The organism is Streptomyces sp. P1-3 (assembly GCF_050613155.1).
Taxonomy (GTDB): Bacteria; Actinomycetota; Actinomycetes; order Streptomycetales; family Streptomycetaceae; genus Streptomyces.
In genome coordinates, this window is the sequence record NZ_CP192512.1 from 1,829,062 (window position 1) to 1,852,088 (window position 23,027).

17 protein-coding genes and 1 riboswitch are annotated in these 23,027 nt (G+C 73.4%); of the genes, 6 read left to right on the forward strand and 11 right to left on the reverse strand.

The genetic code is table 11. The features are described 5' to 3' along the window. Positions 1-66: 66 nt before the first annotated feature. The 4 genes from ACQUSR_RS07540 to ACQUSR_RS07555 form a co-directional block, all read right to left on the reverse strand. Positions 67-792, reverse strand: a complete 726-nt coding sequence (locus tag ACQUSR_RS07540) for a thymidine kinase (protein WP_431041778.1) — start codon at positions 790-792, stop codon at positions 67-69. A 131-nt stretch (positions 793-923) separates the two neighbouring features. Next, positions 924-2,150 (reverse strand): alkaline phosphatase family protein, encoded by a 1,227-nt coding sequence (locus ACQUSR_RS07545; RefSeq protein ID WP_431041779.1) that lies wholly within the window; start codon positions 2,148-2,150, stop codon positions 924-926. Beyond that, positions 2,150-2,737, reverse strand: a complete 588-nt coding sequence (locus ACQUSR_RS07550) for a DUF5998 family protein (RefSeq protein WP_431041780.1) — start codon at positions 2,735-2,737, stop codon at positions 2,150-2,152. Before ACQUSR_RS07550 ends, ACQUSR_RS07545 begins: the two co-directional genes overlap by 1 nt. A gap of 59 nt (positions 2,738-2,796) precedes the next feature. Then, on the reverse strand, positions 2,797-6,069 hold the full coding sequence (locus tag ACQUSR_RS07555) for a GNAT family N-acetyltransferase (RefSeq protein WP_431041781.1): 3,273 nt from the start codon (positions 6,067-6,069) through the stop codon (positions 2,797-2,799). 131 nt (positions 6,070-6,200) lie between these two features. Here ACQUSR_RS07555 and ACQUSR_RS07560 point away from each other — a divergent pair, with 131 nt between their 5' ends. Continuing rightward, complete coding sequence (locus ACQUSR_RS07560) at positions 6,201-6,482, forward strand: HPr family phosphocarrier protein (protein WP_431041782.1); 282 nt, start codon at positions 6,201-6,203, stop codon at positions 6,480-6,482. A 230-nt stretch (positions 6,483-6,712) separates the two neighbouring features. Here ACQUSR_RS07560 and ACQUSR_RS07565 read toward each other — a convergent pair whose 3' ends face one another. The 4 genes from ACQUSR_RS07565 to ACQUSR_RS07580 form a co-directional block, all read right to left on the reverse strand. After that, positions 6,713-7,474 carry a GntR family transcriptional regulator gene (locus ACQUSR_RS07565; protein WP_431041783.1) on the reverse strand — a complete coding sequence of 254 codons (762 nt, stop codon included), beginning with the start codon at positions 7,472-7,474 and terminating at the stop codon, positions 6,713-6,715. A gap of 192 nt (positions 7,475-7,666) precedes the next feature. Next, positions 7,667-8,461, reverse strand: a complete 795-nt coding sequence (locus tag ACQUSR_RS07570; RefSeq protein ID WP_431041784.1) for a M23 family metallopeptidase — start codon at positions 8,459-8,461, stop codon at positions 7,667-7,669. A gap of 14 nt (positions 8,462-8,475) precedes the next feature. Then, positions 8,476-8,628, reverse strand: a riboswitch (cyclic di-AMP (ydaO/yuaA leader). Positions 8,629-8,851: 223 nt separating this feature from the next. Next, positions 8,852-10,219 (reverse strand): M16 family metallopeptidase, encoded by a 1,368-nt coding sequence (locus tag ACQUSR_RS07575; protein ID WP_431047436.1) that lies wholly within the window; start codon positions 10,217-10,219, stop codon positions 8,852-8,854. Between the two features lie 112 nt (positions 10,220-10,331). After that, positions 10,332-11,690, reverse strand: coding sequence for a M16 family metallopeptidase (locus tag ACQUSR_RS07580; protein WP_431041785.1), 1,359 nt, complete (start codon positions 11,688-11,690; stop codon positions 10,332-10,334). A gap of 230 nt (positions 11,691-11,920) precedes the next feature. Between ACQUSR_RS07580 and ACQUSR_RS07585 the strand changes: the two genes are divergently transcribed. Continuing rightward, complete coding sequence (locus ACQUSR_RS07585) at positions 11,921-14,404, forward strand: DNA gyrase/topoisomerase IV subunit A (RefSeq protein ID WP_431041786.1); 2,484 nt, start codon at positions 11,921-11,923, stop codon at positions 14,402-14,404. A 142-nt stretch (positions 14,405-14,546) separates the two neighbouring features. On the opposite strand, the gene ACQUSR_RS07590 is transcribed toward ACQUSR_RS07585, so the two are convergent. Next, positions 14,547-15,707 carry a citrate synthase/methylcitrate synthase gene (locus ACQUSR_RS07590; RefSeq protein ID WP_431041787.1) on the reverse strand — a complete coding sequence of 387 codons (1,161 nt, stop codon included), beginning with the start codon at positions 15,705-15,707 and terminating at the stop codon, positions 14,547-14,549. Positions 15,708-15,814: 107 nt separating this feature from the next. On the opposite strand from ACQUSR_RS07590, the gene ACQUSR_RS07595 reads away from it, so the two are divergent. The 4 genes from ACQUSR_RS07595 to ACQUSR_RS07610 all read left to right on the forward strand — a co-directional run bounded on the left by ACQUSR_RS07595 (position 15,815) and on the right by ACQUSR_RS07610 (position 20,707). Continuing rightward, the gene (locus ACQUSR_RS07595) at positions 15,815-17,059 is read left to right on the forward strand and encodes a citrate/2-methylcitrate synthase (protein WP_431041788.1); all 1,245 of its coding nucleotides are present in this window, start codon (positions 15,815-15,817) and stop codon (positions 17,057-17,059) included. An 85-nt stretch (positions 17,060-17,144) separates the two neighbouring features. Beyond that, the gene (locus ACQUSR_RS07600) at positions 17,145-18,071 is read left to right on the forward strand and encodes a sucrase ferredoxin (RefSeq protein ID WP_431041789.1); all 927 of its coding nucleotides are present in this window, start codon (positions 17,145-17,147) and stop codon (positions 18,069-18,071) included. Between the two features lie 288 nt (positions 18,072-18,359). After that, positions 18,360-20,036: an ATP-binding protein gene (locus ACQUSR_RS07605; RefSeq protein WP_431041790.1), complete on the forward strand. Its 1,677-nt coding sequence runs from the start codon at positions 18,360-18,362 to the stop codon at positions 20,034-20,036. Beyond that, positions 20,033-20,707, forward strand: a complete 675-nt coding sequence (locus tag ACQUSR_RS07610; protein WP_431041791.1) for a DUF7342 family protein — start codon at positions 20,033-20,035, stop codon at positions 20,705-20,707. Before ACQUSR_RS07605 ends, ACQUSR_RS07610 begins: the two co-directional genes overlap by 4 nt. Before the next feature lie 75 nt (positions 20,708-20,782). On the opposite strand, the gene ACQUSR_RS07615 is transcribed toward ACQUSR_RS07610, so the two are convergent. After that, complete coding sequence (locus ACQUSR_RS07615) at positions 20,783-22,387, reverse strand: solute symporter family protein (RefSeq protein ID WP_431041792.1); 1,605 nt, start codon at positions 22,385-22,387, stop codon at positions 20,783-20,785. Then, positions 22,384-22,824 carry a DUF485 domain-containing protein gene (locus ACQUSR_RS07620; RefSeq protein ID WP_431041793.1) on the reverse strand — a complete coding sequence of 147 codons (441 nt, stop codon included), beginning with the start codon at positions 22,822-22,824 and terminating at the stop codon, positions 22,384-22,386. The genes ACQUSR_RS07615 and ACQUSR_RS07620 overlap by 4 nt, the downstream gene beginning before the upstream one ends. Between the last annotated feature and the right edge of the window lie 203 nt (positions 22,825-23,027).

A 23,027-nucleotide genomic window follows, 5' to 3' on the forward strand; every position in this document is an offset into this window, starting at 1 on the left:
AGGCGCGCCGACGCTGCCTCAGCCGCGGGGCTCACCGGCGCGGCGACGCTGCCTCAGCCGCAAGACTCACCGGCGTGGCGACGCTCCGTTGGGGCTCGCCGCATCGGCCGTCGCCGCGTCCGCCGTCCGCGCCGCCGCCGCGGACGGGGTGTCCACGGGCAGTACGTCCGGGGACAGCGCGCCGGCGCGGGCCGCGGCGGCGGTCATCCGGCGCCGGTGGTGGCGCCGACACAGCACCTCGTAACCCACCTCGCCGCCAAGCCCGTTGACGTCGCCGACGACGACCTGGGCGCCTTCGACCACCATCTGCCCGCCGACGGTGCGCGCGTTGTGGGTGGCCCGAGAGCCGCACCAGCACAGCGCTTCGACCTGGAGCACCTCGATGCGGTCGGCGAGTTCGACCAGGCGCTGGGATCCGGGGAAGAGCTTGGTGCGGAAGTCGGTGGTGATTCCGAAGGCGAAGACGTCCAGTTCGAGATCGTCGACGATACGGGCCAGCTGGTCGATCTGGAGCGGGGCGAGGAACTGGGCCTCGTCCGCGATGACGTAGTCCACCCGGCCGCCGGCCGTGAGCTGGGCGACGACATAGGCGTAGAGGTCGAGCCCCTCCCTCGCCTCCACCGCCTCGGTGACCAGCCCGAGCCGGGAGGAGAGCCGCCCCTCTCCGGCCCGGTCGTCGCGGGTGAAGATCAGGCCCTGGAGTCCGCGTGCCGAGCGGTTGTGCTCGATCTGCAGAGCGAGGGTGCTCTTTCCGCAGTCCATGGTTCCGGAGAAGAACACCAGCTCGGGCATGGTGGTGGTAACGCCTTTCGTGGATACGGGAGTCGGGGACACGATGGGGGTCCCCCGCGGCCCCGGGTGGGAGGGGGCGCGGGGTGGGTTCGGGCGCGGACGTGCGGGACCGCGGCGGCGGGCCCGGGCGGTCAGGAGCGCACTTCGAGCAGCGGGACGAGCTGCTCGACGGCGGTCATCGAACCGTGCAGTCCGACCATCGCCGACTCCTTCGGCTCGGTCAGCGACGCGACGATCGCGACATCGTCGGCGGCCGCGGCCACGACGTCGCCGATCCGGCCGTAGACCCGCGGGTCGACGCCGCCGGCGTGATCCGGCTGCCCGAACCAGCCCGCCTCGATGGCCTCGTCCCGGGTGGCCACCCACATCCGGTCGCCGAGTACCTCGCGCCACACCGCCGCCACGTCGGCGGCGGCACCGGGGACGGCGTACACATGCCGGGCGCGGCCCTCCCCGCCGAGCAGGGCGACGCCCGCGCGCAGCTCCCAGTCCTCGTCGAAGTCGATCCGGGACTCGGGGTCGAAGGGGATGTCGATCATCCCGTGGTCGGCGGTGACGTAGAGCGCGGAGCGGGGCGGCAGCTGCTCGGCCAGCCGCCGGGCGAGCCCGTCGACGTACATCAGCTGGCCGCGCCACTCGTCGGAGTCGGTGCCGAACCGGTGTCCCTTGCCGTCCACCTCGCTGTAGTACGTGTAGACCAGCGAGCGGTCCGCGGCGGCGAGCTGCTCGGCCGCGAGGTCCATCCGCTCCTCGCCTGAGAGCCGGCCGTGGAAGGTGCCGCCGCTGAGCGCGATCTTCGTCAGCGGGGTCTGCTCGAAGGTCGGGGCGGACACCTGGCAGGTGTGCACGCCCGCGGCGTCGGCCAGCTGGAACACGGTGGGGTGCGGCTGCCAGACGTACGGGTCGGTCCACGGCTGCCAGCGCAGCTGGTTCATCAGGGCGCCGGTGGCGGGGTCCACGACGGTGTAGCCGGGCAGGCCGTGGGCGCCGGGCGGCAGGCCGGTGCCCACCGAGGCGAGCGAGGTCGCGGTGGTGGACGGGAAACCGGCGGTGAGCGGGGTGCCGGTGCCGTTCATGGAGCTGGACAGCAGCGAGGTCAGGAAGGGCGCCTCGGCGGGATGGGCCTTGAGCAGTTCCCAGCCGAGACCGTCGATCAGGAAGACGCAGACCCGGTCGGCGGGAGCCAGCTCCAGGCCGGAGGCGAGCCCCGGGACGCCCTGGCCCCCGGCGATCGCGGGCAGCAGGTCGGCCAGCGAACCGGTGCCGTAGCGGGGTACGGGGGCGGCGCGCGGGTCGAGTACGGGCGGCTGGTACCAGGGGGAACCGGCGGGCGCGGAGCCGGAGGTCGGACCGGACATCAGCGGCCGGTGTCCGTGGTGGCCTCGGAGAGCGCCTGGGCGAAGGCGAGGGCCTGCCGGACGGTGTCGGGGCCGTCGCCGGCCTCGCTGACCCGCAGGCTCAGGTCGTCGGCGGTGGAGGAGCCGGTGTAGCCGTGATCGGCCTCGCAGTTGGGGTCGCCGCAGGCGGCGGGCTCCAGGTCCAGACGGTTGACGGCGCCCCAGCCGATGGTGAGGACGACCTCGCGGGGCAGCGTGCCCGGGGTGTACGACTCGGGGTTGGCGACGACGCGGCTGAGGACGACCGAGGAGATCCGGTCCAGCTTCACGGACTCGGTGGAGGTGGTGGCGTACGGCGTCGGGGAGGTGGTGTCGGCGGCCTGCTCGTCGGTGTGGCTGACGATGAAGCGGGTGCCGGTGAGGACCAGGACCGTGACATGGCGCCGGACCTCGTTGGAGTCGAAGGTGGTCTCCTGGTGGACGAGGTACGACCCGACCCGCTCGCCGCCCACGGCGGCCTCCACCGCCTCGGCAACGAGTGCCGGGTAGTAGCCGCTGCGCTCGATCGCCGCGCGCAGCCCCTGGGTCGTCGTACCGGTCTTCGCCATGAACCCCATCCTACGGGGCCGAACCGGTGCCGGGCCCCTCCCCCGGCGGCACCGGGCGGTCAGTAGTTCGGCAGATGGCGCGGGCCCAGGTCGCTGCGGACCGGTGGCGGGGCGAGTCGCACGGAAGCGCCCAGGACGGACAGCCCGCTCGGTGCGACGACGACGGGTTCGAGATCGACGGCGACGATCTCGGGGTGATCGTCCACCATCCGGGACACGCGCAGCAGCAGCTCCTCCAGGGCGTCGGTGTCGACGGGCTGGGAACCGCGCCAGCCGAAGAGCAGCGGCGCGGTGCGGATGGACCGGATCAGCTCGGCGGCGTCGCGGTCGGTGGTGGGGACGAGCCGGTGGGCGGTGTCGCCGAGCAGCTCGGAGGGGGCGCCGGCGAGTCCGAAGGAGAGCACGGCCCCGGCACCGGGGTCGATGGCGGCCCGTACGACGGTGTCGACGCCGCGCGGCGCCATGCGCTGGACGACCGGCCGCAGCTCCTCGGGGCCGCCGAGGGTTTGGGTCAACTCCGCGTAGGCCCGCCGCAGTTCCGCCTCGCCACCCAGGTCGAGCCGGACCCCGCCGAGGTCGGTGCGGTGGCGCAGGTGCGGGGCGGTGGGCTTGAGCGCGACGGGGAACCCGAGGCGGGTGGCGGCGTCCACGGCGGCGTCGGCATCCGGCGCGGGCAGCGCGGGCAGCACGCTGATGCCGTACCGGGCGAGCAGCCGCTGCGCGTCGGGGGCGGAGAGCCCGACGCCGGGGGCCGCGACGGGGTCCTGGGGCTCCGAGGGTGCGGCCCGGTCGTCGGCGGGGGTTGGGGTGCCTGTGTCTACGGGAGCCCCCGCGAGACCGTGGGCTGGGGTGGCCACGGGAGCCCCGGCCGGGCCGTCGGCGATGGAGGCGGCCGGGCCGCCGGCCGCGTGGGCCCCGGGTTCGCGGACCGGGGGCTCCTCGCCCGCGAGCAGCACCTCGATGTCGGCGGCGGCCCCGGCCTCGTCGATGTCGTCGTACTCGGGGACCCGCCCGGGCTCGGCAGCCTGCCGCCGCCACGCCGCGTACCGCACGGCCTCGGCGAGGGCACGCACGGCCCGTTCGGCGGCGGGATAGGCGGGGATACGGGGGCTCCCCTCCGGCCCCGCCGCGCGGGAGGGGCCCGCGCCTCCGGACGCTTCGGCGGATGCCGCTTCCGGCCGACCGGAAGCGGCCCCGCCCGCAGTCGGCGGGAAGCCGGACGCGGCTGCGCCCGGCCCGCCGTCAGGTGCGACGACCCGCCGCGTGCCGCCCGGCAGCACGACCGCTCCACCGGGGCCCGCGGCCGGGGCCGCGCCCTGCCGCGCGGCAGCGCGGTCGCCGTCCGGCCTGTCGGCGGTGGAGCCACCCGATCGGCTCGCGGGGCCCGCTCCCGCGGAGGCGGGCGCGGTCTCGTTCCCGTACGGCGTGGTCTCGGCCCCACGCGGCGGGGCACCGGACGCGGCCGGCTGTGCCAGGGCTTCCGCCAGGCCGGGGATCTCCAGGTGGACCACCGCGACCGGCTTGGTCGGGCCGCTCGCGGCGGCCGTGGCGGCCGCCTGGCGCAGTGCCATGGCCAGCTCGGACGCGGTCGCGTCGCCGACCCAGGGCATGGCGTTGACCACGACGGCATCGCAGGCGTCGTCGGCCAGCGCCTGGGCCAGGGCCCGGCCGAAGTCCGCCGGGCCCGCGCCGGTGGTGAGGTCGCGGGGCGGCAGCGGGCGCAGTCCCTCCGTACGGCAGGCGTCGTACGTGAGCAGGCCGAGCGACTCGGAGTTGCCGAGGACGGCGACGCGCGGGCCTTCCGGGAGCGGCTGGGAGGCGAGCAGCAGCCCGGTGTCGGCCAGCTCCGTGACCGTGTCGACGCGGATCACCCCGGCCTGCCGCAGCAGGTCGGAGACCGTGGCATCGGGGATGGCGGAGGTCGGCACCGCGTGGCCGGGCGGCGCGCTGCCGCTGTGCCGGGAGCCCTTGACCACGACGACCGGTTTGACGGCCGCCGTGCGCTTGGCGAGCCGGGTGAACTTCCGCGGGTTGCCGATGGACTCCAGGTACATCAGGGCGATGTCGGTGTCGGGGTCGTCGTACCAGTATTGGAGTAGGTCGTTGCCCGAGACGTCGGCCCGGTTGCCCGCGGAGACGAAGGTGGACAGGCCGACGAGACCGGCGCCGCGCCGGTGCAGGCCGGACAGCAGGGCGATGCCGATGGCGCCGGACTGGGTGAACAGCCCGACCCGCCCGGCCAGCGGCATCTCGGGCGAGAGGGAGGCGTTGAGCCGCACGCCGGCCGCGGTGTTGATGACGCCGAAGGTGCCGGGTCCGATGACGCGCATCCCGTACCCGCGGGCCTGCCGGACCAGTTCGCGCTGGCGGGCGCGGCCCTCGGCACCGCTCTCCGCGTAGCCGGAGGAGACGACGACCAGCCCTTGGACGCCGTGTTCGCCGCAGTCGGCGACGACGGACGGGACGCTCGCGGCGGGGACGGCGACGACGGCGAGGTCGACGGGCTCGGCGATCTCGCCGATGGAGCGGTGGGCGGGGACGCCCTCGGGCTCCAGGACGGTCTGCCCTTCCGGGAAGGCGTGGTTGACCGCGTACGCACGACCGGTGAAGCCCCCGTCGAGGAGGTTGCGCAGCACGGTGCGGCCGACCCCGCCGACCGCGCGGCCGGTGCCGATGACCGCGACCGAGCCGGGGGCCAGCAGCCGCTGGGCGGAGCGGGCCTCGGCGCGCTGCTCGCGGGCCCGCATCACCGCGAGGGACCGGTCGGTGGGTTCGAGGTCGAACTCGAGCCGGACCACACCGTCCTCGAAGCTGCGCTGCTGCGTGTAGCCCGCGTCCGTGAACACCTTGATCATCTTGGTGTTGGCGGGCAGCACCTCCGCGGCGAAGCGCCGGATGCCTCGCTCGCGGGCGACGGCCGCGATGTGTTCGAGGAGGGCGGAGGCGACCCCGCGGCCCTGGTGGGCGTCCTGGACGAGGAAGGCGACCTCGGCCTCGTCGGCCGGGCCGGTGGCGGACATGCCGCGTTCGTCGATCCGGTCGTACCGGACGGTGGCGATGAACTCGCCCCCGACGATGGCGGCGAGACCGACCCGGTCGACGTAGTCGTGGTGGGTGAAGCGGTGCACGTCGCGGGCGGAGAGCCGGGGGTAGGGGGCGAAGAAGCGGTAGTACTTCGACTCGTCCGAGACGTGCTCGTAGAAGCTGACCAGGCGCTGGGCGTCGTCCGCGGTGATGGGGCGGATCTGCGCGGTGCCGCCGTCGCGGAGCACCACGTCGGCCTCCCAGTGGGCCGGGTAGGTGTGGCGGTCCGGGTCTGACGCGGTCTGCATGGGGCCAGCGTATGCGGAGGCGCTGACAGCGACACCGCTCCGCGCGGGCACCGGCGAAGTCCGCTTCGGACCACTCTCGGCACCATGAGACACTGGTCTAGACAACTAGCAACGACCTGAAGGGCTACACCATGGTTGAGCGCCGCGTCACCGTCGGCTGGGCCGAGGGCCTGCACGCCCGTCCCGCCTCGATCTTCGTCCGGGCGGCGACCGCGTCGGGCGTCCCGGTCACGATCGCCAAGGCCGACGGCACCCCGGTCAATGCCGCCTCCATGCTCGCCGTACTGGGCCTGGGCGCCCAGGGCGGCGAGGAGATCGTCCTCGCTTCGGAGGACGAGAGCGCCGAGGCCGCGCTCGACCGCCTGGCCAAGCTGGTCGCCGAGGGGCTTGAGGAGCTTCCGGAGACCGTCTGATGCACGGAATCGCCGCGGTTCCCAGCGATTCCCAGAGATTGCCGAGCGATTCCCAGCGATTCCGAGCACCAAGAGGCCGCGGTGTCCGAACACGGACACCGCGGCCTTTGTCATTGCCACGGCCTTTGTCATTGCCGCGCCCCATTCCGGTGCGGCCGGAATTCCACCGGGGCGCGCGAAATCCACCGCGCACCTCTTTCGGCGCAGAACTCTTGTATACGGGCTGGCTGTTAATTCCTGACGCGCGCAGTGTTTACGGATTGTTTCGGACCGCTCACCGCGAACGGGCGGCGCGACCGGTATTCCGCCAGGGACCGCTCCGCGTGCGCCGCGGCGAGCTCGCGCGCCCGCTCGGCGTCCCCCCGCGCCACCGCATCCACCAGCGCGCCGTGCCCCCGCCACACCTCCATGGCACGCGCCGTCGCCGACTCGCTCCGGACGCCGGCCCGCGGCACGGGGGGCGGGACGCGCGCCGGGTCGGCCGCGTACACCCAGTCGATCTTCCGACGGAGCTGCCCCAGCAACCCCGCCAGGCTCGGGCTGCCGGAGGCCTGGGCGAGCGTCTCGTGGAACCAGTCTCCGAGCGGGCGCAGTTCACCGAGCTGCCCTCGGTGGGCCCGCTCCTGGCCCAGCCTGACCAGGCCGCGCAGCACCTTCAGATGGGCCTCGGTGCGCCGCTGGGCGGCGCGTGCCGCGCCCAGCGGCTCCAGCAGTGCGCGAATGTCCAGCAGATCGGCCGCCTCCCGCTCGGAGGGCCGGGCGACGCAGGCGCCCGCGTGCCGCCTGGTGGTCACGAACCCCTCGGACTCCAGGGTGCGCAGCGCCTCGCGCACCGGCACGCGTGAGACGCCGTAGCGGCCGGCGAGGAGTTCCTCGCCCAGTCGGCTGCCGGGTGGATACACACCGGAGACGATGTCGTCGCGAATCGCCGTGCACACCGCATGCGCCGAAATCCGGCGACCGCCCTGGATCGCAGTCGTCTCGCCGGTCATTTCCGGTCCCGCATGGTCGAAACCTCCGCCTTAATCTCCGCGAAACGCAGCCGATTGACGCGTGTTCCGTGACTCTATTCCAAACGGCGGGAATTTCCGACGGCCGGACTGATTTCATGGATATTTTTTGGCCAAGGCGAGCACGCGACAGGCCCCGGCCGGGGGCCGGGGCCTGTCGGGAAGAGCTCGGTGTCAGATGGCGACGCCGTGGCCGCGCAGGTACGCGACGGGGTCGATGTCCGAGCCGTACTCGGCGGTGGTGCGCGCCTCGAAGTGCAGGTGCGGCCCGGTGGAGTTGCCGGTGCTGCCCGACAGCCCGATCTGCTGGCCGGGGGTGACGGTCTGGCCGACCGTGACGCTGAGCGACGACATGTGGCCGTACTGGGTGTAGGTGCCGTCGTTCATCTTGATCACGACGTTGTTGCCGTACGCGCCGCCCCAACCGGCCTCGACGACGGTGCCGGAGCCGACCGCCTGCACCTTGGTGCCCGAAGCCGCGTGGAAGTCCACGCCGGTGTGGCTGCCGGAGGACCACAGACCGCTGGAGGCGTGGTACTGGGTGGAGACGTAAGAGCCCGCGATCGGCGCGACGTAGGTGTTCAGGCGCTTGCGCTCGGCCTCGCGGGCAGCGCGCTCCTTGGCGGCCCGCTCCTTCTTCGCGGCGGCCTCGGCCTTCCGCTTGGCCTCGGCGGCCTCCTTGCGGGCCTCCGCCTCCGCCTGCTGCTTGGCGGCGGCCACCTGGGCCGCCCGCTCCTGGTTGGCGGCCTGGACGTCGATCTCGTCCGCGAGGCGGTCGTCGACGACGATCGCCTGGTTCAGGCCGGTGTCCTCGAAGCGCGGGGAGTCGTCGGGCGCGGCGAACGCGGGAGAGGCGACGGTCGCGACGACGCCGGAGGCGGCGAGCGTGGCCATACCGGCGATGTGCGTACCGGTGAGAGGGGTGCGGCGAGGACGGCGGTGCTTCCCGGTGGGACGGGTGAACGCCATAAGTCGGCGTACTCCTTTCCTTCCTTCTCGCCTACCGGGTTAGCTGACGGGTTCGGAGCAGGAAGGTCTCCTACGGATCCCTCCGGAGAGGCACCCGATTCACCCCAGGGGACTTGGGTCCCCGGCTCCCCTCGGCTCACGCGTCGGGGACTCGGCGATGGCTGTCCGGGCCGCGGGTGCGACGCAATCTGACGAACAGCCGGAACGACGCTAGACGCACGATCTTTCAATCACCAAACGGATCCGGGTTTTTGTTGCACTCGCCACAGGGCAGACAGGAAGCCTCTTGGCCAAATCGGACACCGGGCTCATCAGGGGACGGACAAGCGGAACTCCGGCGTCCTATGTGACGCCGGAGTTCCGCTTCATCCCGTATCCGGTGAGCCCTCGTCAGCCGGTGACGACCTTGACCTCACCGATCCCGAGCGCCCGCACCGGCTCCTCGATGACCGAGGCGTCGCCGACGAGCACCGTGACGAGCCGGTCGACGGGGAAGGCGTTCACCGCGGCGGCGGTGGCCTCCACCGTCCCGGTCTCCGCCAGGCGCGCGTACAGATGGGCCTGGAAGTCGTCCGGCAGGTGCTGCTCGACCTGGTCGGCCAGCGTGCCCGCGACGGCCGCCGCCGTCTCGTACTTGAGCGGGGCGACGCCCACCAGGTTCTGCACCGCGACATCCCGCTCTTCGTCGGTCAGCCCCTCTGCGGCCAGCGTGCGGAGCACCTTCCAGGTGTCCTCCAGGGCGGGGCCGGTCACCTCGGTGGCCACCGAGCCGGTGATGGCGAGCATCGCGGCGCCCGTCCCCTCCGGGGTGGAGCGCAGCACCTGCCCGAAGGCGCGCACGCCGTAGGTGTAGCCCTTCTCCTCGCGCAGCACGCGGTCGAGCCGGGAGGTGAGGGTGCCGCCCAGGCAGTAGGTGCCGAGCACCTGCGCGGGCCAGACGCGGTCGTGCCGGTCGGCACCGATCCGCGCGATGAGCAGCTGGGTCTGCACCGCGCCGGGCCGGTCCACGATCACCACCCGGCCGGTGTCGTCAGCGGTGATCGGCCGGTACGGGTGCTGCGGCGCCGTGCCGCCGGTCCAGCCGCCGAGCGTGTCGGCCAGGGCCTGGTCCAGGTCGACACCGGTGAAGTCGCCGACGATCACCGCGGTCGCGGTGGCGGGGCGCACATGCGCCTCGTAGAACGCCCGGACCGCGGCGGCGTCGATACGCCGCACGGTCTCCTCGGTGCCCTGGCGGGGCCGGGACATCCGGGAGTCGGCCGGGAACAGCTCCTTGGACAGCGCCATCGTGGCACGGCGGCCCGGGTTGGCCAGCTCGTGCGGGATCTCGTCCAGGCGGTTGGCTACCAGGCGCTCCACCTCCCCGTCGGGGAAGGCGGGGGCGCGCAGCGCGTCGGCGAGCAGGCCGAGCGCCTTGGACAGCCGGGAGGCCGGGACCTCCAGGGAGACGCGGACGCCGGGGTGGTCGGCGTGCGCGTCGAGGGTGGCCCCGCAGCGCTCCAGCTCGGCGGCGAACTCCTCGGCCGTGTGCTTGTCGGTGCCCTCGGACAGGGCCCGCGCCATGATCGTCGCGATGCCGTCGAGGCCGTCGGGCTCGGCGTCCAGCGGCGCGTCCAGGTTGATCTCGACCGCGACGACCTGCTGGCCGGGGCGGTGGCAGCGCAGCACGGTCAGGCCGTTGGGCAGCTGGTCCCGGGCCGGGGCGGGGAACGCCCACGGCTTGGCGACGCCGGCCTGCGGCTGCGGGTGGAACGTCATGGCGGAGGTGACGGCGTCGCTCACAGTGTCTCCTTGTTCGCTTCTCCGCCCCCGAGGCGCAGAGGTGCAGGCATCATGATCATCTGCGGGCCGGTGGCCTCGTGTGCGTCGCTCACCGATTCGCTTCCTCGGTCTCGTCGGCGGTCTCGTCGGCGGACTGGCCTTCGGGCTCGGTGGGTTCGTAGACGAGCACCGCGCGGTTGTCGGGGCGCAGCCGCGCGGCGGCGACCTCCCGTACCTCCTCCGCCGTGACGGCGAGGACCCGCTGGACCGCGGTGAGCGCCAGCTGCGGGTCGCCGAACAGCACGGCGAACCGGCACAGTTCGTCCGCGCGGCCGCCGACGGTGGCGAGCCGGTCCAGCCACTCGCGCTCCAGCTGGGCCTGCGCGCGCTCCATCTCCTCCGGCGTGGGACCGTCGGCGGCGAAGCGGGCCAGCTCGTCGTCGACGGCGGCCTCGATGTCGGGCACCTCGACCCCGGCGGAGGTCTTCACGTCCAGCCAGCCGAGCGAGGGCGCGCCCGTCAGCCGCAGCAGGCCGAAGCCGGCGGCCACCGCGCTGCGGTCACGGCGCACCAGGCGGTTGTGGAGGCGGGAGGACTCGCCGCCGCCGAGGACGGTGAGCGCCAGGTCCGCGGCGTCGGCCTCGCGGGTGCCGTCGTGCGGAAGGCGGTAGGCGGCCATCAGGGCGCGGGAGGGAACCTCCTCACGCACTTCCTCGCGCAGCTGCTCGCCCATGACGTCGGGCAGCGTGCCGTCGCGCGGCGGCTGCTTGCCGTCGTGGGAGGGGATGGAGCCGAAGTACTTCTCGATCCAGGCCAGGGTCTGCTCGGGGTCGATGTCGCCGACGACCGAGAGCACCGCGTTGTTCGGCGCGTAGTACGTACGGAAGAAGTTCCGCGCGTCCTCCAGGGAGGCGGCGTCCAGATCGGCCATCGAGCCGATCGGGGTGTGGTGGTAGGGGTGGCCCTCGGGGTAGGCCATGGCGACCAGCCGCTCGAAGGCGGTGCCGTAGGGGACGTTGTCGTAGCGCTGGCGGCGCTCGTTCTTCACCACGTCCCGCTGGTTCTCCAGGCTCTCCTCGTCCAGCGCGGTCAGGAGGGAGCCCATGCGGTCGGCCTCCAGCCACAGCGCGAGTTCGAGCTGGTGGGCGGGCATGGTCTCGAAGTAGTTGGTGCGCTCGAAGCTGGTGGTGCCGTTGAGCGAGCCGCCCGCGCCCTGCACCAGCTCGAAGTGGCCGTTGCCCTTCACTTGGGCCGATCCCTGGAACATGAGGTGCTCGAAAAGGTGAGCCAGACCGGTACGCCCCTTGACTTCGTGGCGGGAGCCGACGTCGTACCAGAGGCAGACGGCGGCGACCGGGGTCAGATGATCCTCGGAGAGCACCACCCGCAGGCCGTTGGCCAGGCGGTGCTCGGTCGCTGTCAGGCCGCCGGAACCGGCCTGTTGCGTGGCCGTGTGACCCATGGGCATGTACGTCCCTTCGATCGCGTGCGGGAACAGTTGCGCAACCGCGTGATGAGCAGGTGCTGTCACTGTATGCAAGCGCGCGGACATCTGGCGAAGTTCCCGCCCGGCGTCCGGACGTGCGTCCGACCCCGTATCCCGCCCCGATCATGGGTCGCGGTCGGCGTTGTCAGTGCGGCGGTCCACAATGGTCGGCATAAGACCCAGCCTCGCCAGTTGAAGGAGCCGCAGCCGCGATGGCCCGCCGCAGCACGAAGACCCCGTCCACCGGTGGGGGCACCTCCCGGACGAAGTCTGGGGGAGACTTCGAGGAGCGCATCCTCGACATCGACGTCGTCGACGAGATGCAGGGCTCCTTCCTGGAATACGCCTACTCGGTCATCTACTCGCGAGCCCTGCCCGACGCCCGCGACGGGCTCAAGCCCGTGCAGCGCCGCATCCTGTTCCAGATGAACGAGATGGGGCTGCGCCCGGAGCGCTCGTACGTGAAATGCGCGCGGGTCGTCGGCGAGGTGATGGGAAAGCTCCACCCGCACGGTGACGCCTCCATCTACGACGCGCTGGTGCGCATGGCGCAGCCGTTCTCCATGCGGGTGCCGCTGGTCGACGGGCACGGCAACTTCGGCTCGCTCGGCAACGACGACCCGCCCGCCGCGATGCGGTACACCGAGTGCCGGATGGCGTCGGCGACGTCGCTGATGACCGAGTCGATCGACGAGGACACCGTCGACTTCGCCCCCAACTACGACGGCAGTGAGCAGGAGCCGGTCGCGCTCCCCGCCGCGTATCCGAACCTGCTGGTCAACGGCTCGTCCGGGATCGCGGTCGGCATGGCGACCAACATGCCGCCGCACAACCTGGGCGAGGTGATCGCCGCCGCCCGCCACCTGATCAGGCATCCGGGCGCGGACCTGGAGACCCTGATGCGGTTCGTGCCGGGTCCCGACCTGCCCACCGGCGGCCGGGTCGTCGGGCTCGGCGGAATCCGGGACGCGTACGAGTCGGGGCGCGGCACGTTCAAGATCCGTGCGACGGTGTCCGTGGAGAACGTCACGGCGCGCCGTAAGGGCCTGGTCGTCACCGAGCTGCCGTACACGGTCGGCCCGGAGAAGGTGATCTCCAAGATCAAGGACCTGGTGGGCGCGAAGAAGCTCCAGGGCATCGCCGACGTCAAGGACCTCACCGACCGCGAGCACGGGCTGCGCCTGGTCATCGAGGTGAAGAACGGCTTCAACCCCGAGGCCGTGCTGGAGCAGCTGTACAAGCTGACGCCGATGGAGGAGTCCTTCGGCATCAACAACGTGGCCCTGGTGGACGGCCAGCCGCTCACCCTGGGGCTGAAGGAGCTGCTGGAGGTCTATCTCGACCACCGCTTCAACGTGGTGCGGCGGCGCAGCGAGTTCCGGCGCGCCAAGCGGCAGGACCGGCTCCACCTGGTGGAGGGCCTCCTCGTCGCGCTGCTCGACATCGACGAGGTCATCAGGATCATTCGATCGAGTGAGAACGCGGCGGAGGCCAAGCAGTCCCTGATCGCGCGCTTCTCCCTCTCGGAGGTCCAGACCCAGTACATCCTGGACACCCCGCTGCGCCGGCTGACCAAGTTCGACCGCATCGAGCTGGAGGCGGAGCGCGACAGGCTCAACGAGGAGATCGAGAAGCTCACCCGGATCCTGGAGTCGGACGCGGAGCTGCGCAAGCTGGTCTCCTCCGAACTGGCGTCGGTGGCCAAGAAGTTCGGTACGGAGCGGCGGACGGTGCTGCTGGAGTCGGCGGGCGCGCCGGTGTCCGCGGTGCCGCTGGAGGTGGCGGACGACCCGTGCCGGGTACTGCTCTCCTCCACCGGGCTGCTGGCGCGTACGGCGGGTGCCGAGCCCTTCGCCGGGGACGACGACGGCAAGCGGCACAAGCACGACGTGATCGTCTCCGCGGTCCCGGCGACGGCGCGCGCCGTCGTCGGCGCGGTGACCTCCGCCGGGCGGCTGCTGCGGATGCCGGTGATCGACCTGCCGATGCTGCCGGAGACGGCGGCCGCCCCGAGCCTGGCGGGCGGGGCTCCGGTGTCGGAGTTCCTGTCGCTGGCGGACGGCGAGCGGCTGGTGTGCCTGACGACGCTGGACGAGTCCTCCCCCGGGCTCGCGATCGGCACGGAGCAGGGCGTGGTCAAGCGCGTGGTTCCCGACTATCCGGCGAACAAGGACGAGTTGGAAGTCATCGGGCTCAAGGAGGGGGACCGGATCGTCGGCGCGGTGGAACTGCGCACGGGCGAGGAGGATCTGGTCTTCATCACCGACGACGCGCAGTTGCTGCGGTATCCGGCGAGCCAGGTGCGGCCGCAGGGCCGTCCGGCGGGCGGCATGGCGGGCGTCAAGCTGGGGTCCGGGGCGAAGGTGATCGCCTTCACGGCGGTGGATCCCGCGGTCGACGCGGTGGTGTTCACGGTGGCGGGCGCGCGGGGCACGCTGGACGACTCGGTGCAGCAGTCGGCGAAGCTCACGCCGTTCGACCAGTTCCCGCGCAAGGGCCGGGCCACCGGCGGGGTGCGCTGCCAGCGGTTCCTCAAGGGCGAGGACTGCCTGGTGCTGGCCTGGGCGGGTGCCTCCCCGGCCCGCGCGGCGACGGCGACCGGTGCCGCGGCGCAGCTGCCGGAGCCGGATCCGCGGCGCGACGGCTCGGGAGTGCCGCTGGCCAAGCCGGTGGCGGCGGTCGCCGGGACGGTGTAGCCGCCGGTTCCACACCCGGTACGGACGACGGGCCGCGGCTCACAACGGGCTGCTACGGACGACGGGCCGCGGCACCCTGCCGGTGCCGCGGCCCTGCCACGCCCTGGCCCGCGCCCCGGTGCGGGCGCCGCCGTCCCCGCCGTCAGGGCATCGGCACGGGCTGCGGCGGGGGCGGCCCGACGTACCGCGCGGCCGGACGGATGATCTTGGGGTCCTCGGCCTGTTCCAGGATGTTCGCGCTCCAGCCCACGACGCGGGCGGCGCAGAAGGTCGGGGTGAACATGGCGCGCGGCAGCCCGCACAGCTCCATGACCACGCCCGCGTAGAACTCCACGTTGGTGTGCAGCTCGCGGCCGGGCTTGAGCTCGGCGAGGATCGCCTCCACCCGCTGTTCGACCTGTGTCGCGAGCGTGACCAGCGGGCCGCCGAACTCCTCGGCTATCTCGCGCAGCATGCGCGAGCGCGGGTCCTCGGTGCGGTAGACCGCATGCCCGAAGCCCATGATGCGCTCACCCGCCAGGACCCGCTCGCGCACCCAGGAGTCGATGCGGTCGGCGGTGCCGATGGCGTCGAGGGTGTCGAGGGCGCGGCTGGGTGCGCCGCCGTGCAGCGGGCCGGAGAGGGCCCCGATCGCGCCGACCAGGCAGGCGGCCAGGTCGGCGCCGGTGGAGGCGATCACGCGGGCGGTGAACGTCGAGGCATTGAACCCGTGGTCGACGGTGGAGATCAGATACCGCTCGATCGCGCGCACCTGCCGCGGCTCCGGCTCGGCGCCGGTGAGCATGTAGAGGTAGTTCGCCGCGTACGGCAGGTCCTCGCGGGGCGGCACCGGCGGCAGCCCCTGCCCCAGTCGGTGCAACGCGGTGAGCAGGGTGGGGACGGCCGCGCAGGCCGCCAGTGCCTCGGCCCGGCGGCGCGCCGGATCGATGTCGTACAGCGGGCGCAGCCCGGCGGACGCGCCCATCATCGAAAGGGCCGTACGCAGTCCCGCGAGCGGCCCGGATGGGGCGCTGGACCGCGCCAGCGCGGGCAGTACGTCCTCCACGTCGGCGGGCAGCCGCCGCAGGGCCGCGGTCTCGGCGGCGAACGCCGCACGCCCCTCGGCGTCCGGCAGTTCCCCGTGGAACATCAGATGCCAGACGTCTTCGAAGGTGCGGGTCCGGGCCAGTTCGACGGCCGAGTACTGGCGGTAGTGGTAGAAGCCCTCGCGACCGCGCACGTCCCCGACCCGGGTGTCGGTGACGACGACGCCCGCGAGCCCGCGGGGTACGGCGATCGGGGCGTTGGTCTCCCTGGTCGGCATCTGCGTCCTCTCCTCGCTGCGTATGTTGATGCGAATGTCTATGCTTGATCGAAGAGTTGTCAATATTGATTGAATCAATGCGTGTCGAGACGGATACGGTGTGACCCATGACGGATCAAGGGACGGGTGAGCCGCGGCTGAGTACCCGGGAGGCGGCGGAGCGGCTCGGGGTGAAGCCGGAGACGGTGTACGCGTACGTGAGCCGTGGCCAGCTGACCAGCCGCCGGATTCCCGGCGGGCGCGGCAGCACGTTCGACGCCGCGGAGGTGGAGGCGCTCGCGCGGCGTAACAAGCGCGAGACCCGGGCCGGTGTCGACGACGGCCCGATCGGCACCAGCATCACGCTGATCGAGAACGACCGCCACTACTACCGCGGCGTGGACTCCACCAAACTCGCCGAACGGTACGGCTACGAGGAGGTCGCCCAGTGGCTGTGGACCGGTGAGCTGCGGCCCGGGATCCGGTTCACCTCCCACCCCGAGACCCTGGCGGCGGCGCGCCGCGCGGTGGCCGCCCTGCCCGAGCACAGCGGGCTGCTGGACCGGCTGCGGGTGGCGGCCATCGCCGCCGCGGCGGCCGATCCGCTCCGTTTCGAGCTGGAACGGCCGGCGGTGGTGGCCACCGCCCGCGACCTGATCGCCACGCTGGCCGACGTCCTGCCCGTGGCCGGCGAGCCGGAGCCGTCCGACGCGCCGGTGGCGCGCCGCCTGTGGACCCGGTTGACCGCGCGGGCGGCCGACGACTCCTGGCTGCGGGTCGTGGACAGCGCGCTGGTGCTGCTCATCGACCATGAGCTGGCCGTCTCCACGATGGCCGCCCGGGTCGCCGCCTCCGCCCAGGCCCACCCGTACGCCGTGGTCTCGGCGGGCCTGGGCGCCCTCGACGGGCCGCTGCACGGCGGCGCGAGCGGCTTCGCGCACCGGATGCTGATGGACGCCGTCGAACGCGGCGGCGCTGCGGTCGTGGCGGACCACCTGCGCGCCGGGCGCCGCGTACCGGGGCTCGGCCACAAGCTGTACCCGGGCGAGGACCCCCGCGCCCAGGCCCTGTTCACGCTGCTGGAGGAGATCCCGCAGGCCGCGGAGGCGCTACGGGCGGCCCGGGAGATCGTCGCGACGATGGCGCGGCACGTCCCGCTGCACGCCAACGTGGACCTGGCGCTGGCCGTGCTGTCGGTCGCCGCCGGAATGCCGCAGGAAGCGGGCGAGACGGTCTTCGCGGTGGCGCGGACGGCGGGCTGGATCGCGCACGCGCTGGAGGAGTACGGCGAACAGCCGCTGCGGATGCGTCCGACAGGCCAGTACCGCGGCCCGCGCCCGCCCCAGCCCCCGCCGCTGGTGCCGATGCCGTAGGTGAGACGCCCCTCTCACAACCCCGGCGCGGCGACACGCACTTACCGGCCAGCAACACCACACAAGGTAGGTTAGGCTTACCTTCGTGAGCATGTGCGCGACCGCCTCCCACGACCTGTCCGAGCCGCTCGCCGGAACAGCGGCCGTCGCCCCCACCTGGCTGCTGATCGAGCAGTCCGGCCCCTGGGGCGCCGAAGCCCTGACCGGCAGCCACCTCGACCCGGCGCTCGGCCGCGCCCTGGAACGGGCGACCAAGGGCACCGGGGTCCGGGTCGCGCTGATCCGCCGCCCCGGGCGGCACGCCGACCGCCACCTCCCGGCCCGGCACCGGGTCTTCGTCGCGCACACCCGGCCCGGCGACTCCTGGATCCGTACGGCCTGCCTCACCGACCCCGTCCGCCTGATGGACATGGATTTCGCCGCCCTCGGCGCGGGCGACGCCGGCGGACTGCGGGACGGCTGGGAGCCGTACACCGGCGCGCCACTGGTCCTGGTGTGCACCAACGGCAAGCGGGACCGCTGCTGCGCCCTGCTCGGCCGCCCGCTCGCCGCCGAGCTGGCGGCCTCCGGGGGCGACGGCACCTGGGAGATCACGCACATCGGCGGCCACCGCTTCTCCCCCACGCTCGTCGTGCTCCCGTACGGGTACGCGTACGGCCGGGCCACCGCCCACGCCGTCAAGGAGGTCGTCGCCGCCGTGCGGGAGGGCCGCGTCGTGACCGAGGGCTGCCGGGGCCGGTCCGCGTGGGAGCGGCCCGGCCAGGCAGCCGACCTCGCGGTCCGCGAGCTGACCGGCGAGACGGGTGCCGACGCGCTCACCGTCGTCCGCACCGAGGGGTCCGCGCCGGTCTGGGACGTGACCGTGGCGCATGCCGACGGCCGGGAGTGGCATGTCTGGATCGCCCAGATCGCCGAGGAACCGGCCCGCCCGCAGAGCTGCGGCGCGGCACTGCTCGCGCCGGCCCGGATGGACGTCCTCGGCATCCGCGCTGCGGCGGTCAGCCCGCGCTGACGGGCTACGAGCCCGCCTGTCGCCCCCTCAAGCCTGTGCTGACGGCCTACGGGCCTGCCGTTCGCCCCTCAAGCCCACGCTGACGGCCTACGGGCCCGCCGATCGACTCAGCCCCGCGCTGACCGCCTACGAGCCCGCCCATCGGCCCCTCAGCCCGCGCCCAAGGCCGCCCGGCCCGCCCGGTGAGCGGTCGGGCCCGCCCCACGCCCGACCGCGATCGGGCGCCCGTTCGGAAGCCGGGAGTCCGCCGGGGCCGGTCCGGGCCGTGTGCGCTTACCCTTCGTACCCATGAGCGCTGCGAGACCCCGGGCCCCGCGGGCAGCCACCCGATGGCGCATCGGCTGGCCCCGCCCGCGCCGCGTGTTCTCGCAGGTCCTGATGATGCAGCTGGCCGTCGTCGGTGGCGTCGCCGTGCTCGCGACCGGGCTCTTCCTCGCCCCGCTGAGCGCCCAGCTCGACGACCAGGCGATGCGGCGGGCGCTGGCCATCGCGCAGACCACGGCCGCCGAACGCGGGCTCGCCGACGCCCTGCGGGCGGCCTCGGGACCCGATCCGGCGGGCCCGGTGCAGGCCGAAGCGGAGCGGATCCGCCGGGCCACCGGCGCCGAGTACGTCGTGGTCATGGACCGGCACGGCGTGCGCTGGTCCCACCCCTCCGCCGCCGAGATCGGCAAGCACGTCTCGACCGACCCCAGCCAGGTCCTCTCCGGCCACGAGGTCATGCAAATCGACACCGGCACGCTCGGCAGGTCCGCGCGGGGCAAGGCCCCCCTTCGGGACGCCGACGGCACGGTCGTCGGCGCGGTCTCGGTCGGCATCGCCTACGAGAACGTCCGCGACCGGCTGATCGGCGCGGTGCCCGGACTGCTCGCCTACGCGGGCGGCGCGCTCGCCGTCGGCGCCGTCGCCGCGTACCTGGTCGCGCGCGGGCTCCGCCGCCGCACCCACGACCTGGCCTTCTCCGACATCTCCGCGCTGCTCGCCGAGCGGGAGGCGATGCTGCACGGCATCCGCGAAGGGGTCGTCGCCCTCGACGCGCGCGGCCGGATCCGGCTCGTCAACGACGAGGCGCAGCGGCTGCTGGACCTGCGGGCGGAGGACACCGGGCGGCCGCTGGACGAGGTGCTGCCACCGGGCCGTACCACCGATGTGCTCGCCGGCCGGGTCACCGGCGCCGATCTGCTCACCGTCAGCGGCGGCCGGGTGCTGATCGCCAACCGCATGCCGACCGAGGACGGCGGGGCCGTGGCCACCTTGCGCGACCGCACCGAGCTGGAGCAGCTCGGCCGCGAGCTGGACGGCACCCGCGGCCTGATCGACGCCCTGCGCGCCCAGGACCACGAGCACGCCAACCGGCTGCACACCCTGCTCGGCCTGCTCGAACTCGGGTTGCACGAGGAGGCCGTGGAGTTCGTGACCGAGGCCGTCGGAGTGCACCGCGCCACCGCCGAGCAGGTCACCGAGCGCATCCACGACCCACTGCTGGCCGCGCTCCTCGTCGGCAAGGCCGCGGTCGCGGCCGAGCGCGGCGTGTCCTTGCGGATCAGCGCGGACACCCTGCTGCCGGACCGGGTGGTGGACCCGCCGGGGCTGGTGACGGTCGTCGGCAACCTCGTGGACAACGCGCTGGACGCGGCGTCCGGCTCCCCCGAACCATGGATCGAGGTGGGGCTGACGGCCCGGGACCGTACGGTCGTGCTGACGGTCGCCGACACCGGGCCCGGCGTCCCCGCCGACCAGCGCGACCTGGTCTTCACCGACGGCTGGTCCACCAAGGAGCCGCCCGCGCACGGCAAGCGCGGCATCGGGCTGGCGCTGGTGCGCCGGCTGGCCGAACGGCAGGGCGGCAGCGCGCGGGTGGACGGCCGCGACGGCGGGCCCGGTGCGCGGTTCACCGTCGTCCTGCCCGAGGCGCTGGCCGAGGCCGCGGCCGCCCCGTTGACCCAGGTGGGAGAGGTGCGATGATCGCCGTACTGGTCGTCGACGACGACGTGCGGGTGGCGCGCGTCAACGCCGCGTACGTCGAGAAGATCCCCGGCTTCCGCGTCGCGGGCCAGGCGCACAGCGCCGCCGAGGCGCTGGCCTTCCTGGAGCGCACCGAGGTGGACCTGGTGCTCCTCGACCACTATCTGCCGGACGAGACGGGGCTGGCGCTGGTGCGGCGGCTGCGCCAGCTCGGCCACCACACGGACATCATCATGGTGACCGCGGCCCGCGACATCGCCACCGTGCAGGCGGCCATGCGGCACGGGGCGCTGCAGTACCTGGTCAAGCCGTTCACCTTCGCCGGGCTGCGCGCCAAGCTCGACGGGTACGCCGCGCTGCGCCGCACGCTGGACGGCGGCGGGGAGGCCGAACAGGACCAGGTGGACCGGATCTTCGGCGCGCTGGGCGGCAGCTCGGCGGGCCCGGCCGAGCTGCCCAAGGGCCATTCCGCGCTGACCGCGGACCGGGTGCGCGCCGTGCTGCGCGCCGCCGAGGGCCCGCTGTCGGCGCAGGAGGTGGCCGAGCACTGCCGGCTCAGCAGGCAGACCGCGCAGCGGTATCTCAAGCTGCTGGAGCGGGCGGGGCGGGTCCGGCTCAGCCTCCGGTACGGCGAGACGGGACGGCCCGAGCACCGGTACCAGTGGGTGTGAGGAGCCACCGGTACCGGTGGGTGTGAGAGCCCGGCCCCGCCCCTCCGTACGGTCAGACGCCTCCCGCGCGTACGGTCAGACCGCTCCCGCGCCCGTCAGCGCCCGTACCTCCGTCTCCGCGTACCGGGCGGGATCGGCACGCTCCGCCGAGGTCACCGTGCCCAGCCAGCCCGCCAGGAAGCCGAGCGGGATGGAGACCAGCCCCGGGTTCCGCAGCGGGACGAGGTGGAAGTCGACGCCGGGGAAGAGCGCGTCCGGCGCGCCGGAGACCACCGGGGACAGGGTCACCAGCAGGACGGCCGGAACCAGCCCGCCGTACACCGCCCACAACGCGCCGCGCGTGGTGAACCGGTGCCAGAACAGGGCGTACAGCAGCACCGGCAGATTGGCGGAGGCGGCGACGGCGAAGGCCAGCCCGACCAGGAACGCCACGTTCAGGTCCTGGGCGAGCAGCCCCAGCCCGATCGCCACCACGCCCACGCCGACCGCCGCCACCCGGGCGACCGCGACCTCGCTGCGCGGCATACGGCCGTCCCGGCCGTCCCGACGGCTGAGCGTGGCGTACAGGTCGTGCGCGACCGCCGCCGAGGAGGAGAGCGTGATCCCCGCGACGACGGCGAGGATGGTGGCGAAGGCCACGGCGGCGACGACCGCGAAGAGCACCGTGCCACCGGTCGAGCCCGCGCCGCCGCCGAGGTCGAGCGCGAGGAGCGGCACCGCGGTGTTTCCCGAGGGGCTGGAGGCACGTACCGCGTGGCTGCCGAGCACCGCGGCGGCGCCGAAGCCGAGCACGATGGTCATCAGGTAGAAGGCGCCGATGAGTCCGATGGACCAGACGACGGAGCGGCGGGCGGCGCGCGCGGTGGGCACGGTGTAGAAGCGCGACAGGATGTGCGGCAGCCCCGCGGTGCCGAGGACGAGCGCCAGGCCGAGGCTGATGAAGTCCAGCCGGGCGGTCAGGTCCCCGCCGTACTTCAGGCCGGGCGCCAGGAAGTCCCGGCCGTGGCCGCTGCGGTCCGCCGCGGTGGTCAGCAGGGCGCCCAGATCGCCGTGGAAGCGCACCAGCAGCACGGTGGTCAGCGCGATCGTGCCGCCCATGAGCAGCACGGCTTTGACGATCTGGATCCAGGTCGTGGCGCGCATGCCGCCCAACGAGACGTAGACGACCATGAGGGCGCCGACGCCGACGACCGTCCAGGCGCGGGCCCGGTCGCTGGTGCCGCCCAACAGCAGGGCGACCAGGCTGCCCGCGCCGACCATCTGCGCGACGAGGTACAGGACGGAGACGGTCACCGACGACGTGCCGGCGGCGATGCGCACCCGCCGCTCGCCCAGCCGCGCGGCCAGTACGTCGGCCAGGGTGAACCGGCCGCAGTTGCGGACGAGTTCGGCGACCAGCAGCAGGACGACCAGCCAGGCGACGAGGAAGCCGACGGAGTACAGCACCCCGTCGTAGCCGTAGAGGGCGATGAGGCCGGAGATGCCGAGGAAGGAGGCGGCGGACATGTAGTCACCGGCGATGGCGAATCCGTTCTCCATCGGGGAGAACAGCCGCCCGCCCGCGTAGAACTCCTCGGGCGAGCCCCGCCGTCTGCGGCTCACCAAGGTGGTGATCGCCAGCGTCAGCGCGACGAAGGCGAGGAAGAGCAGGAGCGCCAGACTCTGGTGGTTCCCGGTCACCGGCGCCGCTCCCGCGCGGCCATCTCCTGGGTCACCCAGCGCAGTTCCAGTGCGAGGCGGTCTCGGCGCAGCCGCGCGTGCCGGGCGTACGCCCACGTCAGCAGGAACGTGGTGGCGAACTGGGCGACCCCCGCGAGCATCCCCACGTTGAACGGGCCGGTGACCGGGCGGGCCATCAGGTCAGGTGCGCCGGTCGCGGCGATGACGTACCCCAGGTACCACACGAGGAAGGCGACCGCGGCGGGCAGCGCGAAGCGGCGGTAGCGGCGGCGTACTTCCTGGAAGTCGGCGCCGGCGTGCACCTGCTGGTAGACGTCGGTGCCCGCGGCGGGCGGCTCGTCCGGTTCCCCGCGGCCCGAGGCCAGCGTGTCGTACCAGGGATCGCCCAGCCGAACCGTTCCGGCTTGGAGCTCGTCCTGCCCGTCGTGGTTGTCCACCCGTGTTCTCCTTGGCTCCGCGGCGCGTCGGCCGCAATGGCCAAGGATGGACAGAGCGGGAAGATCCCGGATGGTTCACTCGGGAAGGTTCACACCATCAGGTGAGCGACATCCCGGGATTTCAGGTGAGGGGCATCCGGGAAACGCCGGGAGCGCCGGTGCCACCCTGGGGTGGCACCGGCGCTCCCGGCGCGGACGACGCG